Genomic DNA, 17,544 nt, shown 5'->3' with positions numbered 1-17,544 from the left:
CACTCCTCATGTCGAGTCCCGACCGCCCGTTCTGATCGCTCTCTCCCGCTCCGAACTCGTAGTCGCGTCCGCTCGGTCCCGCTCGCCAGCAGCGTCGGTGACTACGGCCGGTCGTTCGTTCCGTTCTCGGCGTCGCACGCGAACTTCACCCACGAGATACGCTGCGATGGAATCGAGTGTCCTGGGCTGGTCTTCCGTCGCCGTCTCCTCGGTGCCCGGTTGTTCGGGTTCGTGGTCGCGAACCTCCCGGACGTCGAGTACCAGATAGTCGACTGCAACGTCGGCCCGGATCACCTTCTCGACGCGCGCCGTGACGCTGACCGGCGTCGCCTCCGGAAGGCCGTGTACGTCAGATCTGACCAGCACGGTACAGTCGTCGGCCGCCGTTTCGAGTGCGAGCGAGCCATCAGGACCGGTGATGAACGTGAACGCCGCCATATCGCCCTGTTCGAGATCTCTTAGTGCTGTCATGGGTCTGACTGGTCCCGGCTTCGTTTTTAAATGTCAGTAGGTCGTGCCTGCCGGCCTCCCGCAGGGCGGCCGGGAGCGGAGGGTGGGGTGGTGGGCGTGGGCTGGCCGGAAAAGCGAGGATGAGAGACGAATGTGAGCGAAAGGCCCTCCATTCAAGTGACTATCGAATGGACATACTGGACACGCACTATTCGGTTGCAAGAGGTGGTCGACAGCGGGGTTCTTCGCTACTTCACGAAGGACAGTAGATTGACCACAATCCTGAAAGGAATACCCTGCTGCATGCAGAGTGTCCACTTTGCACGAACGTCCCTGGCAAAGACCTGGAAGAGAGATTTCGCCAGTGGGCGACCCAGAGTATCCAGACACACGCCGGGAGTGTTCGTTCAGGCGGACAACGGGAGTTCCACGACGAATACCGCGCCCGTCGGGTCGTTGTCCTCGGCGTAAACGCTGCCGCCGTAGCGGTCAACCAGCGTCTCGACGAGGTACAGTCCAAGGCCAGTGCCTTCGCTGTCGAGTCCCATCTCTCCCCGCTGGAAGATTTTCTCTTTGCGCTCGTCAGAGATACCCGGCCCGTTGTCGGCGATACGTACAGCAGCGATGTCGTCTTCCTGTGTCACGGAGACGCTCACTTCGGGAACCTCCTTGTCGTTGTGCTGGATAGCGTTTTTCATTAGGTTCCGGAACACCGACTTCAGCATCCCGTCACCCAGCACTTCGATGGCCGGAATCGTCCCGTCGATGCGAACCAGCGCCTCCTCGTAGTTCGACCGAACGTCGTCTACCTCACGTTCGAGTGCCGGCCGGATTCGAACCGGTTTCAGGTCGACATCTGACTGGAGCATCACTCTCGTCACGTCCCGTGCCGTCGTGGTGATGTCGATAGCGTCACGCGTCGCATCGAGCACTTGGGCGACGTACTCTTCGCCGTCGCCGTCGACGTAGGTGGTCAACGTTTCGGCGTAGGCCAATACGAGTTGGAGGCTGTTGCGGATGTCGTGGCGCACGACCTGATTGAGGATTTCGAGGTCGTCCCGCTGACTCTCGAGTTTGTTCTGGTACTCCGTGAGGTCTGTCACATCGCGAGCGTATCCCAGAACTGCGTCTTCTCCACTCTCGGGGACCTGATAGGGAATCTTCCTCGTCTGGAGAATGCGTGTCTCGCCGTCGGCCGTCCTCAGTTCCTCTTCGGGAATGAACTTGGTTTCACCAGACTCGATTACTTCGAGGTCGTCCTGTCGGAACTGCTTGGAGTCGTCGACCGACGGAATAACCTCTGACTCGTGGCGTCCTTCTACGTCTTCGGGTGACATCCCGTAGAACTCGGCCGTCGTCTCGTTGGCCAGCAGGTATTCCCCCTCTCTGTTCTTGACGAATATCAGGTCCGGCACGAGATCGATTATCCGTCTGAGTTTATTACGAGCCGCTTCGAGGGCTTCCTCGTATTCTTTGCGCTCGTTGATATCGAGGTGGATGCCGACGGCGCGGACCGGGTCGCCATCGTCGTCGCGCTCGACGACCTCCCCGATGTCACGAATCCACATCCAGCCCCCGTCGGATGTCTTCATCCGGTGTTCGCTGTCGTAGTACTCGGTCTCTCCGGTCAGGTGCCTCTCCAGTGTGGCCCTTACTTCAGGGAGATCATCGGGGTGGACCCGCTTCTCCCAGGTGTCGAGGTGGCCGTCGATATTTGCGAGGTCGTACCCTAGCATCTCGGCCCACTGGTCGTTGAACTCCACCTCGTCGGTTTTGACGTTCCAGTCCCACACGCCCAGTCCGGCACCCTCGACTGCGAGTTCCAGCCGTTCGCTAAGTTCCTGTATCTGCTGTTCACGCTCTTTCCGTTCGGTGATGTCCCGCCCGAGCGCGAGATACTGTGGCTCGTCCAGCACTTCGATTTTCGACACCCAGACTTCGACTGGGAACGTCGAGCCATCCCTGCGCTGGTGCCGCCCTTCTACTTTGAGCGTCTCATCGCTGTCGATCTCTGCCCATGTGTTCTGTGCCGTCGCGGTGTCGAGTTCTACCGCGAAGTCCGTCACATTCAAGTCGAGCAGTTCGTCGCGGGTGTATCCGAGCTCGTCGACTGTCTGCTCGTTGACATCGAGGATGTTGCCGTCTGCGTCGTGGATGGTGATGGAGTCCGGTGCCTCGTCGAACAACGCTTGTAGTCGCGTTCTGGCCTGTTCGAGTTCCCGTTCTCTGTGTCTGAGTTCGGTAATCTCTCGTCCCGACCCGACGATGCGCTCAACTGTCCCGTCGACGACAACCGGGGTCAGTTTGGTCTGCCAGATAGTCGTCTCGTCGTTGAGGTCGAGTTCCTCCTCGTAGACAAGTGTCTCCTGGCGTTCGATACACTCTCTATAATTGGCCGCTAGTTCCGACCCGAGTTCGTCGCCGAATGCCTCGGTCGGCGTCTTCCCGCGGACTTCCCTGGTGGACTTGCCAGTAAACGCCTCCTCGCGGTCGTTGAACTGCTGGAAGCGAACGGTCCCGTCGTCGTCGACATCGAGCAAAAAGAGTGCGTCCTGCACGTGATCGAAGACCGATTCGTACTCCCGCTTGAGGTCGTCCAGGGTCGTTTCTCGTTCCTTCTGTTCGGTGATGTCGCGACAGAAGGCGACGACTGCCGGTTCCCCATCATGAGATATCTGATTCACCGAGAACTCGATCGGAATCCAGTCACCCGACTTGGTCTCGAAAGTGACCTCGTACTGATCCGGGGCGTCTTCCCCGCTCGTCCGAGCACCGTGATACTGCTCGACGCGCGCTGCGTCGTCGTCTGTAACGAGCATCGTCTTCGGTGCGCCCAAGAGCGTCGCTTCCCCGTATCCTGTCAGTTCCTGGAGTCGCTCGTTGGCGTAAATAATTTCACCGTCCCGAGCAACGAGGATACCGTCGTTGCTCTCTTTGACGATTGATTCGTACGGAACCTCGTTCATCGTTGACTTTCCATTCGCGTGTCGTTCTGATAAAGATTCAAAAATGAGTATCAGTTCGATTGAGAAGGGACAATGTCACTAGAGGCGTTGTCTCGCATCGGGTCGCCCTGAATCGATACTTTGGCCTCTCCGTCCTGCCCGACAATGAGTGACAATAGCACAATACCGTTACCACCCGTAGCAGTTGATCCATTACAGGAGACTCGAAGCAACTGGTGAGTTGCTGCACATCTCTGTACTGAGCGATCTTGACTCATACTAAATCGACATCCGCGGTACGAGATATGGGCGTTGTATTCTCGTCTCCTGTCCAGTGACGGACCAGAAGTGGTGGTAGAGTGCCGCCACTGCGGAACTAACGTGTCGCCAGGAACCGACGAGTGCCCAGCCTGTGGCGCGAGGAACTTCTGCCGGTACGAGATACCGACGTAGACCGTAGACTGTTCTCCAGAGAGATTCCTCTCGATCAAGTCTGTGCCACTACGAGGCCGATACGCAACCCAAAGAACGGGCGCAATTTGAACGCCGCTCGTCTGGATTCCATTGTTAACAAGCTATCCTCTTGAGTACTAGTCAGCCCTCGGTAATTGAGACTCGATTCTCAAATTCAGATTCGTAATTCCGGGATTCATATCGACTAGTCTATAACGCGTAACTTAGTCGGAGTTCTACCTGCCCCCTCATGATCCTGAACATTGTTACAGATGCTCTCTCGCAACTCGTAGCCAATTCTGTGATGCTAGGTCTCCACTGCGGGTATCCCTCTTCACGACGTATGATCCGTCGATGAAAACATCTATCATGAATTAGTAGGAAGTTCATCCATGGACACAGGCCCCCATAACGATGCATTGGGGGATAACGGAGAGAGTACCAGCCGCTATAGATCTATCATCGAAGCTGTTCGAGACGGCGTTTTCGTCGTCAATCTGGACGGGACTATCACGTACGTCAACGACTCGCTTTGCTCATTGACTGGACGTGAGCGGAACGAACTGGTTGGTAACACGTTCGACACGCTGGTTGAATCAGGACTGGTTGAATCTGCCGAGTTTGATCGATTCGTTACAACCATCAATTCCATTGCCGGTGGAGAAACTCAGGATGAAATTCTGACCTTCGAAATTGATCAGGAAACCGAACAGCTGGTAGACGTTCGCGTCTCGAAACATATCCGGGACGACGGCACTGACGATATCGTCGGCGTGGTCCGGGATGTGACAGAGCGCGAACGAAGGGCCCGAGCGGCAGAACAAAAACAGGAGGTGCTGGCAAAACTGTATCAAGTTGGTGCAGAGAACGCTCTCACGTTCGAACAAAAAGCCGAGCGTATCCTCTCCATCGGGTGTGAGTACCTGAATCTGCCGTTTGGGTTCCTGTCGAGAATAAAGGAAGACACACAAGAGATTGTACACGCTGTTGGCGATCATACACTGCTCCAGCCAGACGAAACCGCACCGCTGGAGCAGTCGTACTGTCGAAAAACCATCCAAAGCGACGACCTGGTCGGTATGCAGGACGCACAAGCGGAGTTAGGCGAAGACGACCCGGCGTACGAACTGTTCGACTTGGGCTGTTATATCGGAACGAAGGTCATGGTCGGAGAGAACCTCTATGGGACGTTCTGCTTTGCGGCCCCACACGACCGTGACCGGGAATTTAACGCCGGCGAACGGGAGGTGATCAAGCTACTTGGACAGTGGGCCGGGTACGAACTCGAACGGCAACGGTTCGAAGAACGCTTGGAAGGTCTGCATCAAATATCACAGCAGTTGCTGGCGGCTGAAACGACGACGGATATCGCAACCATCACGATCGAGATGATTGTGGACCTGTTCGATCTCCCGGTGAGCGCGTTTTGGGAGTACGACGCCAGTGACGACATGTTACGCCCGGTGGCTGAAACCGACGAGGCAGTACGGATCGTCGGGGAGGCTCCGACGTTCGAGCGAGGTGACGCACTCTTGTGGCAGAGTTTCGACAGTGGTGAGATCCGGAACTACGAGGACCTGTCCGAACAACCAGGAGCGTACAATCCGGAGACACCATTGCGGTCAGAGGTCCACGTTCCCTGCGGGAATCATGGAATTATCACGAGTTCTGCGACCGAGCCACGTGCGTTCGACGAGATCGATATCGAGAGCCTCCGACTGCTTGAAGCACTGGTCACGGAGGCAATGACCGCAGTCAAGCGCGAAGAACAACTGGCCGAGCGTGGTGAAGCACTCCAGCGACAGAACGACCGCCTCGAAGAGTTTGCCGATGTCGTGGCACACGACCTTCGAAACCCAATGACGGGGGCGATCGGCTTTCTCGAAATCGCTCGCAAAACGAACGAGTCACAGCATTTCGAGCGCGTCGAACAGTCCCTGGACCGGATGGAGGAACTCATCGACGAGTTGTTGATGATCGCACGCGGTGATCGCCAGGCAGTCAACATACGCACACTTTCGTTACAACCAGCCGTCGAGGAAGCGTGGTCGTATACCGACGCCCCTGAAGCGACGCTGTCCGTAGACGACCCGCTCGGTGAGATACAGGCCGACGAGACACGACTGTTGCAACTGTTCGGTAATCTCTTTCGCAACAGTGTCGAACACGGCGGCGAAGACGTTACCGTGGAGGTCGGCCTCCTCGCTGACGAGGAGGGCTTCTACGTCGCTGACGACGGGGCAGGATTTTCCGAGAAGAGTCGGGCAGAGATCGAAGCACTCAGAGACACGGACGAGATGTCGGAGATGGGAATCGGACTCATGAGCGTTATCGATGTCGTGGAAGCACACGGGTGGGACCTCTCAGTACCCGCCACAGACCAGGGAGCACGCATCGAAATCCGAACTGGTGAACGGAACGAATGACCCGTGGAACCAAGCGTCGCCGCGACAACGTGTGGATAGGAGACGCACATGACCGCCGAAATAGTCATTGCGGAGGACGATGAGACGACCCGGGAAGTCGTCGAATTCAACCTGACTGACAACGGATGGGACGTGGTGGCGTTCACGGATGGTGCTGAGTGTTGGGAGCACCTCGAATCACGGACCAACGATCCACCAGATCTCGTGGTCTTAGACGTGATGATGCCCGAACTTGATGGCCTTTCGGTCCTCGAACGTATCCGGGATCACGACGCACTCGTGGACCTGCCAGTCGTCATGTTGACGTCCCGCAACCGGGAGGAAGATATCGTGCAAGCACTCGACGCCGGTGCTGACGATTTTGTGGCCAAGCCCTTCTCGGAAGCCGAACTCGTGGGGCGAATTGAGGTCGTTCTCGACGCAGTCTGAGTGTCGAGTAGTAGTCGTTCATATGCGTAGAACTTTAGGTATCAGTCTCCTTTCTTTTTGTAATGTGGGTTGCTACGCTGTTGGCCGTCGTAGGGTTACTTGGCGTAGCAGTGACGACACAGTTTACTGGCTACCGACTCGGTGGAACGATCACCGTCCCGATCCTCGCAGTGTACACGCTCAAAAACGTCCTGATGATGCCGGTGTTCGTCCTCAGTACTATCGCAGCGTACATCGGTCTCTGGTATCTTCGACAGCGAACCCTGATCTACGGTCGAGACCAATTCGTCGCCGCATTAGTCATCGGCACGTCAGTTCCGTTGGTAACGCTTCTTGGGCTGATTCAGGTCGGGTTTGATGCAGATCTCATCGTGTTTATCGGCAGTATTCTCCCCGGTCTCGCGGCCTACAACTTCCACAGCATCAAGCCGGAGTTTCGCCGGAACGATTTACTCGCAACGATAGGACTGTTTGTAGGACTGGTCGTCATCGGTTGGGGACTGGTCACACCGGGGGTAGCTGCCCGATTCGGGACAGTGACGCCACCGGTGTTGTTCGCAGAAACCGCCGACGTTGCGGTGTACAAAAATGCAGTTGTTGATATTTCAGCAGAAACAGTCGTCATTTCGAGGGAAGTCGTGGCTGGCCTCTTCGTTCTCGGTCTTCTGTTATCCGAGCGTATCCGGGGGAGATTTGGCGTCCGGGTGGGGGTCATTACGGCTGTCCTGCTGGCAGTCTACGCCCTCACAAACGCCTGGCTGATCGCCATGTATCTCGTGTTAGTGGTTCTTGCATTCGGCTTCGTTCAGGCGGTGAACTCCGCAACACTGCGGTATGGCCGGGTACTGCTCGGAACCACCACCGCGTTTGCACTTCTCGTGGCGGTGCCACTCACGCTCTCGCTCCCGATTAGTCGTGGGCTGTCTGCGTTTTTCATTGCCTTCCTCGCGGGCATCACAGCATACAACGCCCACGTGACAGGGCCATTTGAGCGGCGTCTGGTGCTGCCTCTCCAAGCAGTCGTGTTCGTTCCAGCGGTGCTCGTGGCTCGACTGTTCGCCACACCGGAACCGAAGGGCATCCCGAAGGAACTCACGCTGCCGGTGATACTGCTAGGCGTGTTCGTAGTGCTGGTCGGCCTGGGGATCGGGCGCTGGTACGCCGTTGACAAGCCTGACGAGTCCGAAGTACTGTCGGCATCCGTTCTTTCGGGTGGGAACTCATGAGCACGACTGCATACGAGATATACGGGCGAGGGTTCGGCTGGTCGTGGCGACTTCGGGTTCAAGAACGCGTGGTAGCGACCGGGGGACACCACTACGATACGTCACGGGAGGCCCGGAACGCTGTAGACCGGGTCCGAGGAGGAGTTGCCTCGCTCACTGGTGATGAAGAGGCGTTCGAAAGCGAGGATATCAGCGACCCGGAAACGATCGTCAGAGAAGACCCGACGCCTACTGGCGACCTTCCAGAAGACCGGAACAATTGGGTGTGGCAATTACAGACACCCGAGCGCACCCTCGCCAACAGCGCAGACCGGTTCCCTACCGAGAGCGATGCCAGAAATGCGTTGGAGCGGTTCCTAGAGCGGGCCGCGGGTGCGCTCCCCATGTTCATGGTCGGTGCCGAATACGAGTGGCGGAACGAACCGCGGTCTATCGAGGTCGGGAAGCCGAGCCTGACCGGTATCATTAAAGAGTTAACACGAGGGTTCCGTCACCGCAAGGCACTCCGACGACTGGACACTCGCATCGCCGTGGCGGGGAGCCGTGGCAAGACATCGACGACCCGCCGCCTCGACGACGTGTTCAATCGCCGGGGCTACGATACGCTGACGAAGATCACTGGGAACCACCCGACACTCATCCACAACGGCGAGGTTCACCCCATCGACCGACGCGGCCCTCGGACGACGCTGTACGAGAACATCAGCGTAATCGGGGAGTTCGCTCCGGAACTCGATGCCTATGCCGCCGAGGATATCGGCATCTTCGAAAATCAGGGCATCACCGAGTACACCACCCGGCTCATTAATCAACAACTCATCGATCCGGACATCGTCATTCTCACCAACGTCCGCCAGGATCACAACGACACGCTTGGCAAGACGCGGACCAATATCGCCCGATCATTCGCACGGTCGGTCTCCGCCGGGACACACGTCATTAGTGGGGAAAAACACCCTGTTCTCCACGAGTATATGCGAGAGGAGATCGAACGGCGGGGCGGTACCATCGAACAGGTCGAGATTCCAGAACGACACGAGGGGATGATCGGGGCAGAGACTGCGCACGCGATTGACGCGGTCCTGTCGTTTCTCGACGAACCGCCTCTACCCGACGGCGAACTCGAAGCGTTTTTAGATGCAATTCAGCCAGAATGGACGCACCTTCCCAACGGTCGTGTGTTCAATGCTGCAGAGGTGAACGACGTCGAGAGTACGGAGATGGTCCGTCAGGCACTCGTTTCGGAAGATGAACAGATACTGCCGTTCGTCTATCTCCGGCGAGACCGGCGCGGTCGAACCGCCTCATTCGCAGAGTACGTTGACCTCCTCCACGATCAAGGCCACGTCAATGAAGCCCACGTTGGTGGGGCCAATACGCGTGCGTTCGCTGAGAATACCGAGCTGCCGGTCACCCGACACGACAAAGGAAGCGACGCCGAGACTGTGCTGACCGATCTTCTTGCAGAGGGCGAGCCTGTCGTCATCATGGGAAACACCGTCGATGAATTCATGCGTGAGTTCGAGGAGGTTGTACGTACTCAGGAACAGGAAGCACCCGAATCTATCAAACCGACGTAAAACTCTATTACCGCTCATTAACGAATAGGTTGTGCCGACGAGTACGATGCCAGCGACGACCAGGAAGAAGCCCAATACCGGAGCCTATCGCAGTACTACGGTGCGGAGGGTGAAGTCGGGATGAATGATAGGTGACACCTGCTAATTTATAACCTATACAGCAGTGACGTCCCGGAAGCGTGCCGAATCCTCCACAGGAGTTTGGATCTATCGATCTCGATTTTTCGTCAAATCCCGAACTGGCGGCAGAGTTCCCTGATAACTCGAAGGCACTCCTGATGCTTGGTTTCGAGCGGCTACACGCAAAGATGTGGCCGATTGCATCCATCTCGGACCAACTTCAGGCCTACCTGAACCAGGGCTTCGATCCAGCCGAAGCCGTTGGCGAGCTTGACCTCGTCACCGACACCCTCCCGTTCTGGAAGCTGGAGAAGAACTGGTACAAATCGACAGGGAGGACGCCGCACGCCTCTATCTCTACCGGTGCCTCACCGCCTCGAAGGACTACGCCATCGAAGAGGAGTAGAAGGACGGCGTTGCGGAACATCTCGACCTGAGCGACACCGTCACCGAAAACACCATCGAGCGCATCAGCGAGGAAGTCGAGAAACAACCTGGCGGTGAGGTACGTACCGAGGTTCAGGAGGTCCTAGAGGAACTGGAGGACAACGACGATGTCGTCACAATGCCGGAATCCTCAGCCGACGGGCGCGGAGAGCCGCCGCTCGTGCTTATCTCGCGCGAGATGCGGAAGAGAGCGTACCAGTATTTCCGGCTGGACCGGGACGAGTCACGGGTCACGTACCCCAAGTGGCAGTTGTTCAAGCTGATGGAGATCGCCGGGCTGTGCAACATCCACCCCAACGACGCCGAGGAATCACTCCGGTTTCTCTCGTACTTTTACTACCGAGACGTGCCCGGATTCAAAGCGCTCTGGAACCAGCTCCGCGAGTATGACATGCTCAAACTGCGGAAGATGTACCTCGCCGCCTTGGAGTCGATCATTACCGTAATCGACGAGTACGGCTACCTGCCCGAGACGACCGATATCGCCGTGGACCTCACGAATATCATGTGGTACGGTCGGCACTCGAATCAAAAAAACGAGAACGGGGAGCCGCCCGACCGGGATGAGATTCCGCACGAAGACCAGCCCATCGGCGCCGAGGGTGTGAATGAGAAGGCGGGGAGCGCCTACGCGTTCCTGATCGCGTCCGTGAGCCTCGCCAACGTCGAGATACCCGTGACGCTGGCCGCGTAGAGCATCCAGCGCCGCGGGAGCATCGAGCACCAGATAGACGAACTGCTCACCTACGCCGATCAGTACGTTGATCCCGATGTCGTCTGTATGGACGGGGGATTCTACGGTCGCGGACTGCACGAGTGTCTCGAAAATCACAGTCTCGACTTCATTTCCCGTCTGCGAGGGCGTATGCCCTCTATCGTGAGGGAACTCAAGCAAGGGGCGATTTACAACGACTTGGACTACAATGCAGCGGGATACGACGGCCGCATCGGTGAGGAAGTCCCGGAAAGCGAGGCCGAGTCGTGGCTCATCACGATGCCGTCGGAGAAACGTATCTCCAGGGCTGACACCGGAACCGAGGACCAGGGGAATTGGGAGATCTACTACACCAACCTCAATCCCGAGCAGTTCGGCGGGTTGGAGATCGGGCGACGATCTCGGCAGCGCTGGGCGGTGGAGACATCCTATCGGCTGATGAAACACGATTTTACCGCGAAGTCGGCAAGCGAACTCCGGAGCCAGCGAGAATTTATCGCCAGCATGGCGTTCATCTACAACGCGATGTGGATGGCGTCGAACGTGAAGTACGCTGTGGAGAACGACCGCCCGGTGAAAGATGACCAGGGGCGTTACCCCTTCACCGCCAACCAGTTGATGGTCGCCATGCTGCTTGACATGGAGGATATTGATATCGGAGAAGTGCGAGATCTATCAGTTCGAAGTAACATTGTTCGGGAGGTGTTCGGAGATGGCTATCCGTTCCGTCTCGAAGGCCATCCTGAATTTGAGAACTGAGGCTCAATTACCGAGGACTGTAGCAGATCTGCAATTCGCAGGCCCAAACTGAGGTAGGTCGCATGATCCTGTGGACGTTCTAAATCGAATTACTATTAGTAGAATTGCCGTTGACTAAAGCAGCCCTCAACGGCCGCCAGAGATTGTGAACTACCCCGCCCTCCCGCGCTCGGGGCTACTCGCCCCTCGCTTGTTGCGGGCGGGGCTTCCTGGTTCTGCGTCGGGACTTGCACCCGACGTGGGCACAGCGGTTCCGGACTCCGCAGGCGTTTTCCCTTGACGGGAGGTTTGGAGTGTCTCACTCCTACCGAATCGACACTCGGCCACAGCCGACGATGCACGCTTTTTGTCGCGTTTGAACATCGTCGCAAGTGTGGTGAGCATCTTATTACTCTCGTTACCCGCAACGGTCGTAAACGTGTACCGTCCAGTGAAAGCGAAACGATGACGGGCGCTGTATCCCCTCCCTACTCGCTCCCTCGGTCGCTCGTTGAGGACGAGGGCTTAGCGCCCTGCACCGCAGAAGCTAATCGATTTCTAACTGTCCACTTCCGCCACCCTCCTGACCGTCGTTCTCGTCCCATTCGAGTTCGAACTCGATACTTCGTTCAGTCATGTTGCCAGCCGGGCCTTCGCGTTCGGCTTTGACTTCGAAGGTCGGTCGGGCAGGGGGGTTCAGCGTGACAGATTCGGAGCCCGCTTTCAGGTTGATAGCCTCACCGCTGTCGAGATTATCCGCGACTTTCCGTAGGTACGATGCGATCTCTTCTCGACTCTGGTTGCTCTCTGATTTGAACAGGACTTCTTCAGGCATACAGGGGATTGTACACAGCCTGCACCAATAAATGCGCCCGCCGTATTGAGTGGATAGGACTGACCAGTGTGTTCACACCTGTTGGGCCATCCCCATTCATGATGTCTGTTACTGAAATCGCTACTCCATTACGACCTCGAACTCGAATCCCGAGAAATCGTCCAGTGTAGCCATCCTCAATTATGTTGACAGTAAATTAAAATTATCGAACATGTTGGGGCAGTTTGAAAAATGATCTGGCCGGCATCTGTCAGAAGAGAGCTGCTGAATATAGAGCGTGTATACACCGCCTGTGAGGAGCAGTCCGCGCAAAAGCAGTAGCCGTTCAGGTACCTTCGAGAGGGAACTGACCCTCCTCTATTTGTGCGAGAGCCGCGTCGAAAGCGTCGTCAGCCGTGTCGAAGGTGCCGTTGTGCTCCCACTCGCCGTCGGGAGACGCAGTATACACGTCGAAATCACCGCCTCGGTATTCGTGAGACTCGACGTACAGTTCTTTCTCGACGGTCCCGTCGTCGAGGAGCAACCAGACGCCCAATTCTTTTCCACCTTCCAGGTCACGCCGTCTCCGCCAGTGCATGTGTGATCATCGGGCGCTGGACATCTAAACGCTACCTCTCTCAGAACAGAACCAACTGCGTAACTGACCCCACCGACCGACTGTTGGATATGCGCACTCTATTCAGCACGCTCAAATTGAACTGCTCACCGGCTGTCAAGAGTGGCCTGCTGAATATAGAGTGTGAGTGCAGCAGCCACCACTCAGCAATGGTTTTTATTCTCAATTGGAAACATCGAGTTCTTGCCGGATCCGGAAGCCGACGGATCAGACTGTTTCGCTGGTTCGACGGGGGCTATCCGGTGCCAACGCGTCATCGTATATTCTGATAAACACGTCTTCTATCTCCGATTCTGTCGGTTTCCGAGGATTGTTGTCCGGGGACCCGGAGTCGATGGCATCACTCGACATTTTCGGAACGATGTCGAGGTATGTTTCGCGGTCGGGTACCTCACCGAACTCGCCGAGATACGACGAGAGATTCACGCTTGTACACAACTCGAGGACAGCCTCACTGGCTTTTTTCGCCGCGACACGGTCGGGGGTCGTCTCGTCAGCCGCGTCAAGCAGTCGGGCAATCTCGGCGTACTTTTCCGGGGCTGCCATCGCCGAAAACTCCATCACGTACGGGAGAATGAGCGCATTCGCGAGTCCGTGCGGGATGTGAAGCTGTGCGCCAAGCGGGCGGGCCATCCCGTGGACGAGCGCGACGGAGGAGTTCGTGAACGCCTGTCCGGCCTGCAGTTGGCCAATCATCATCTCCGTCCGGGCCTCGATGTCGTCGCCGTTCGCCCAGGCCTTTGGGAACGAGTCCGCGATTCTCTCGATGGCTGCGCGGGCATAATCGTCCGGAACGGCGTATGATTTGACCGAGACGAACGCCTCGATCGCGTGGGTGAGGGCGTCGATTCCGGTGAACGCGGTGTGGCTCTGGGGCAGGGACCGGGTCAGTTCAGGGTCCTCGATCGCAACGTCGGGAACGACGTTCTGGGAGACGATGAGGAACTTTGTCGAAGTCTCGTCATCGGTGACGACGATAGATCGGGTCGCTTCGCTCCCTGTCCCGGCGGTGGTGTTGACGGCGACGAGCGGGGGAGTCGGGTTTGGAACCCCCTCGTATCCTGCTCTATCGACGCCGAACTCGCGGATGGAACCGGGATTGGTGGCCAACACCCCGACCGCTTTGCCGGTGTCGATCGACGAGCCCCCGCCCAGCGTGACGATAACGTCACAGTCCTCGGTCCGCCACAGCTCGTATGCTTCTTCGATATTCGTGATTGTGGGATCGGGTCGAACATCTGTGTAGGTAACCGCCTCGATGCCGCTATCACGGAGCGTTTCGAGGATCTCCTGGCCGTGGATATCAAATATCTGCTGTGTCGCGATGACGAGCGCTTTGTTCCCATAGAGGTCGGCGTAGTCACCGACCTCTGTGACGGCTCCGGTACCGAGGGCGATTTTCGATGGCGAGACGACGATTCGCGTTCCGTGTTCTGGTGTCGGGTATCTGGGTTGCATGTTGTGTCTCCGTTGTGGTGTGGTCTGGCGAGGTTTCGGGGAAGATCGTTGCAATCGCAGCGTGTCGTGCAGTTTTCGAGCAGTGCTCGCTTCGTTGGTCCGTACCGCCGGCTAGCCGGTCGGGTGTCAGGCGTCCGGCCAGCGCTCGATGTAGATCGTCTTATCAGTGTAGAAGTGGATCATGTCCTCACCTTGGGCGTGGAGATCGCCGAAGAACGAGTCTTTCCGTCCGCCGAAGTGGAAAAACGCCATTGGTGCGGCCGTCCCGGCATTGATACCGAGGTTACCGATGTCCGTCTGGTGGCGGAACTTCCGGGCGTCGGCACCGCTACCGGTGAACAGACTCGCCGCGTTCCCGAAGTCGCTACGGTTGAGTACGTCGATGGCTTCGTCAATGTCGCCAGCGCGCATCAGACCGAGCACTGGGCCGAACAGTTCCTCCTGAGCGATTACCATGTCGGTCGTCACGTCACCGAAAAGCGTCGGGCCGAGGAAGTTTCCATCCTCGTACCCGTCGACGGTTACGTCGCGGCCGTCGAGCAACAGCTCGGCCCCTTCACTGATCCCAGTCTCGATGTAGTTGCGAACACGTTGTTCGTGTTCGGGGGTGATGAGCGCGCCGATGTCCGTCTCCTCTTGGAGGCCATAGCCCACGACCTGGCTCTCGATCTCCGAAACGACCTTCTCGACGAACTCGTCGTAAACCGATTCCTCGACCACCGCGATGTCGTTTGCGAGACACCGCTCGCCAGCGCAGGCGAAGGCCGAGCCCACGGTTTTTTGCGCCGCGTGGTCCAGGTCGGCCGTCTCCGTAACGACGATGTGGTTTTTCGCACCGCCCTGGGCCTGGACGCGCTTCCCGTTCGCCGCCGACGTCTCGTAAATCTCCCGTGCCACGGGCGTACTGCCTACGAAGGAGAGCCCTTCAATACCGTCGTGTTCCAGCAGGGTGTTGACCGTGTCGACCCCGCCGTTGACGAGCTGGAGAACACCGTCCGGGAATCCAGCCTGGTCGATGAGTTCGAAGATCCGCTGGGCAACCAGCGGGTCCTGCTCGCTCGGTTTGAGAATGAAGCTGTTGCCGGTCGCGACGGCGTATGGGAGAAACCACAGCGGGATCATCGCCGGGAAATTGAACGGCGTGACCGCGGCGAAGACACCTAGCGGCTTGCGGACGGCACTCTCGTCTATCTCGGGTGCTGCGTTTAGCAACGTCCCGCTTTGCATCATCGTCGGGATACCGCAGGCCACCTCGACGTTCTCGATACCGCGCCGGAGTTCCCCCTTCGCTTCGGCCCGCGTTTTGCCGTGTTCCTGGACGAGCAGTTCGGCGAGTTCGTCCTGATGGGCCTCCAGTAGCTGTTTCAGCTCAAAGAGCGGCTGAATCCGTTCTTCGACCGGACGACCCGACCACTCCTCGAACGCCTCGGTAGCTGTACGGACCGCTCTGTCAATGTCGTCTGCCGAACTGAATGCGACGTGAGCGAGCTTTTCCGAAGTTGCTGGGTTGATGATGTCCTGACCGTCGTTCCCGCTTGGCGTCTGCCAGTCCCCGCCGACGTAGTTCTGTACTGTTCCCGTCTCAGGAAGTGTCTCTGGTCGAACCATACAACACTTTACTAACACCCTGTATAAAAAATTGATTGTTTCATCTTTTACAGCACAATATTCGATGATTGTAGAATTTATACCTAATTACCGAAACCATCCACCGCGATTACCACCGCTCCGATTGTAGTCTGATATCTCTATGGACCGGGTAAAAAGCGCGCTTCAGGCTGTGAGAGTCCCGTCTCCGTCTCCAGTGCCGGTCAGACCACCCACTCTGATGGGCCGAAACCACCGCGAGACGGTTTGTAATAACCAAAACGGCCTCAGAATCGTCGGTCGCCGCCGTGCCCTGACGCGGATGTCCGTCGGGCAGTGGTCCCGTCCTATCGGCGAGAGATATGGCACTGTGAGGAGTGGACGTTCGGTTCGTCCGACGATTGGACGGGTCGTTCGGACGTGCCCCTGTCGGCAACATTACGTCCGGTTTGTTTGGTATATCGAAACAGGTCAAGCGTAGAATTTCCGCTGGGACAACTGTCGAGCCAATCGTGGCGCCCGAACATCTCTCCCCACATCATCGATCAGGGCACCATGACCTATATAGACCCGAAGCCGCTCGGTTATCAGTATGGGCGACGACGACGCGGGCCATCGAACGGTCAAAACCGCCGAAACGACCGTTCGTATCCTCGAGACGGTGAGCGAGCTGGAGAACGCCTCGCTGACTAAACTAGCCGACGCCCTGGACATGCACCGGAGCACGCTCCACGCCCATCTCTCGACACTCGTCGAACAGGAGTATCTGCGGAAAGACGATACCCAGTACACGCTAGGGCTACGACTGTTTACCCACGGGGCGCGGGCGCAGCGGATGAACCCGTTTTACGAGGATTCGAAGCAGTTTCTCGAGCAGATGGCAGAACGGACGAACGAAATCGCTTGGCTGGTCGCCGAGGAGCACGGACGCGGTGTCTGCCTGCGAAAAGCGAAGGGCGAATTGGCCGTCCAGCCCTACAAGGAACTCGGCGCTCGGATCTCCCTCCACGATACCGCTGCCGGGAAGGCAATTCTCTCACGGTTACCTCGCGAAAGGACGCAGGCAGTCATCGATCAGCACGGGTTGCCTGAACGGACCGAAAATACAATCACCAGCCCCGAGGACCTGTTCAGGGAGATCGAGTCCGCACGGGCCGAGGGCGTCGCGTTCAACGACGAGGAGTCGATCACGGGGTTCCGGGCGGTCGCCAGCCCGGTCTCGTCACCCGACGGGCAGGTCGGTGCACTGGTCGTCTCCGGACCGAAGAACCGGCTGCGTGGAGAGCAATTCTCGAAGACAGTCCCGGACATCGTCTCCGGCGCTGCGAACGCACTTGAACTCGAACTGTCCTCGGCGGTCGAATGAGCACCACCGAATGTGGATTCATCGAGTCGCTATCTTCTCGAACTTCTACACAACTGTTGGCGTTCACAGGGTTGCAATGTTTACTATGCTACACACGCGCTGTGTATTCAGCACACCGCTCAGAACGTATCGACTGTTTGTATTGTCTCGGCC

Annotated in this window: 15 protein-coding genes; 9 read left to right on the top strand and 6 right to left on the bottom strand. The window is 57.6% G+C overall.

The window, feature by feature from the left end; all coding sequences use genetic code 11:
* Nucleotides 1–6 precede the first annotated feature (6 nt).
* Both MUG96_RS20965 and MUG96_RS20960 read right to left on the bottom strand, forming a co-directional pair.
* Nucleotides 7–471 (bottom strand): hypothetical protein, encoded by a 465-nt coding sequence (locus tag MUG96_RS20965; RefSeq protein ID WP_246989134.1) that lies wholly within the window; start codon nt 469–471, stop codon nt 7–9.
* Nucleotides 472–857: 386 nt separating this feature from the next.
* A complete protein-coding gene (locus MUG96_RS20960; protein ID WP_246989132.1) occupies nt 858–3,416 on the bottom strand; it encodes a PAS domain S-box protein in 2,559 nt (852 codons plus the stop codon).
* A gap of 327 nt (nt 3,417–3,743) precedes the next feature.
* Here MUG96_RS20960 and MUG96_RS24325 point away from each other — a divergent pair, with 327 nt between their 5' ends.
* The 8 genes from MUG96_RS24325 (at nt 3,744) to MUG96_RS20925 (ending at nt 11,550) form a co-directional block, all read left to right on the top strand.
* Nucleotides 3,744–3,848: a zinc-ribbon domain-containing protein gene (locus MUG96_RS24325; protein ID WP_373222129.1), complete on the top strand. Its 105-nt coding sequence runs from the start codon at nt 3,744–3,746 to the stop codon at nt 3,846–3,848.
* A 392-nt stretch (nt 3,849–4,240) separates the two neighbouring features.
* A complete protein-coding gene (locus MUG96_RS20955) occupies nt 4,241–6,274 on the top strand; it encodes a GAF domain-containing protein (RefSeq protein ID WP_246989130.1) in 2,034 nt (677 codons plus the stop codon).
* A 48-nt stretch (nt 6,275–6,322) separates the two neighbouring features.
* Entirely contained in the window at nt 6,323–6,703 is a 381-nt protein-coding gene (locus MUG96_RS20950) for a response regulator transcription factor (RefSeq protein ID WP_246989128.1), read from the top strand.
* Nucleotides 6,704–6,765: 62 nt separating this feature from the next.
* On the top strand, nt 6,766–7,929 hold the full coding sequence (locus MUG96_RS20945) for a poly-gamma-glutamate biosynthesis protein PgsC/CapC (protein WP_246989126.1): 1,164 nt from the start codon (nt 6,766–6,768) through the stop codon (nt 7,927–7,929).
* Between the two features lie 68 nt (nt 7,930–7,997).
* Nucleotides 7,998–9,509: a Mur ligase family protein gene (locus tag MUG96_RS20940; RefSeq protein ID WP_246989122.1), complete on the top strand. Its 1,512-nt coding sequence runs from the start codon at nt 7,998–8,000 to the stop codon at nt 9,507–9,509.
* Nucleotides 9,510–9,688: 179 nt separating this feature from the next.
* A complete protein-coding gene (locus MUG96_RS20935; RefSeq protein WP_246989120.1) occupies nt 9,689–10,066 on the top strand; it encodes a hypothetical protein in 378 nt (125 codons plus the stop codon).
* 128 nt (nt 10,067–10,194) lie between these two features.
* Entirely contained in the window at nt 10,195–10,770 is a 576-nt protein-coding gene (locus MUG96_RS20930; protein ID WP_246989118.1) for a hypothetical protein, read from the top strand.
* A gap of 3 nt (nt 10,771–10,773) precedes the next feature.
* Complete coding sequence (locus MUG96_RS20925) at nt 10,774–11,550, top strand: transposase (protein ID WP_308220125.1); 777 nt, start codon at nt 10,774–10,776, stop codon at nt 11,548–11,550.
* 526 nt (nt 11,551–12,076) lie between these two features.
* On the opposite strand, the gene MUG96_RS20920 is transcribed toward MUG96_RS20925, so the two are convergent.
* The 4 genes from MUG96_RS20920 to MUG96_RS20905 form a co-directional block, all read right to left on the bottom strand.
* Nucleotides 12,077–12,364 (bottom strand): amphi-Trp domain-containing protein, encoded by a 288-nt coding sequence (locus MUG96_RS20920; protein ID WP_246989115.1) that lies wholly within the window; start codon nt 12,362–12,364, stop codon nt 12,077–12,079.
* Between the two features lie 325 nt (nt 12,365–12,689).
* Complete coding sequence (locus tag MUG96_RS20915; RefSeq protein ID WP_246989113.1) at nt 12,690–12,941, bottom strand: hypothetical protein; 252 nt, start codon at nt 12,939–12,941, stop codon at nt 12,690–12,692.
* A gap of 246 nt (nt 12,942–13,187) precedes the next feature.
* Nucleotides 13,188–14,438 carry an iron-containing alcohol dehydrogenase gene (locus MUG96_RS20910; RefSeq protein WP_246989111.1) on the bottom strand — a complete coding sequence of 417 codons (1,251 nt, stop codon included), beginning with the start codon at nt 14,436–14,438 and terminating at the stop codon, nt 13,188–13,190.
* Nucleotides 14,439–14,564: 126 nt separating this feature from the next.
* On the bottom strand, nt 14,565–16,046 hold the full coding sequence (locus tag MUG96_RS20905; RefSeq protein ID WP_246989109.1) for a CoA-acylating methylmalonate-semialdehyde dehydrogenase: 1,482 nt from the start codon (nt 16,044–16,046) through the stop codon (nt 14,565–14,567).
* Between the two features lie 571 nt (nt 16,047–16,617).
* Here MUG96_RS20905 and MUG96_RS20900 point away from each other — a divergent pair.
* Entirely contained in the window at nt 16,618–17,391 is a 774-nt protein-coding gene (locus tag MUG96_RS20900) for an IclR family transcriptional regulator (protein WP_246989107.1), read from the top strand.
* Nucleotides 17,392–17,544: the final 153 nt, after the last annotated feature.

This window comes from Halorientalis marina, from assembly GCF_023028345.1.
GTDB lineage: Archaea > Halobacteriota > Halobacteria > Halobacteriales > Haloarculaceae > Halorientalis > Halorientalis marina.
The sequence above is the reverse complement of the archived record's forward strand: the minus strand, read 5'-3'. Positions and strand labels throughout refer to the sequence as shown.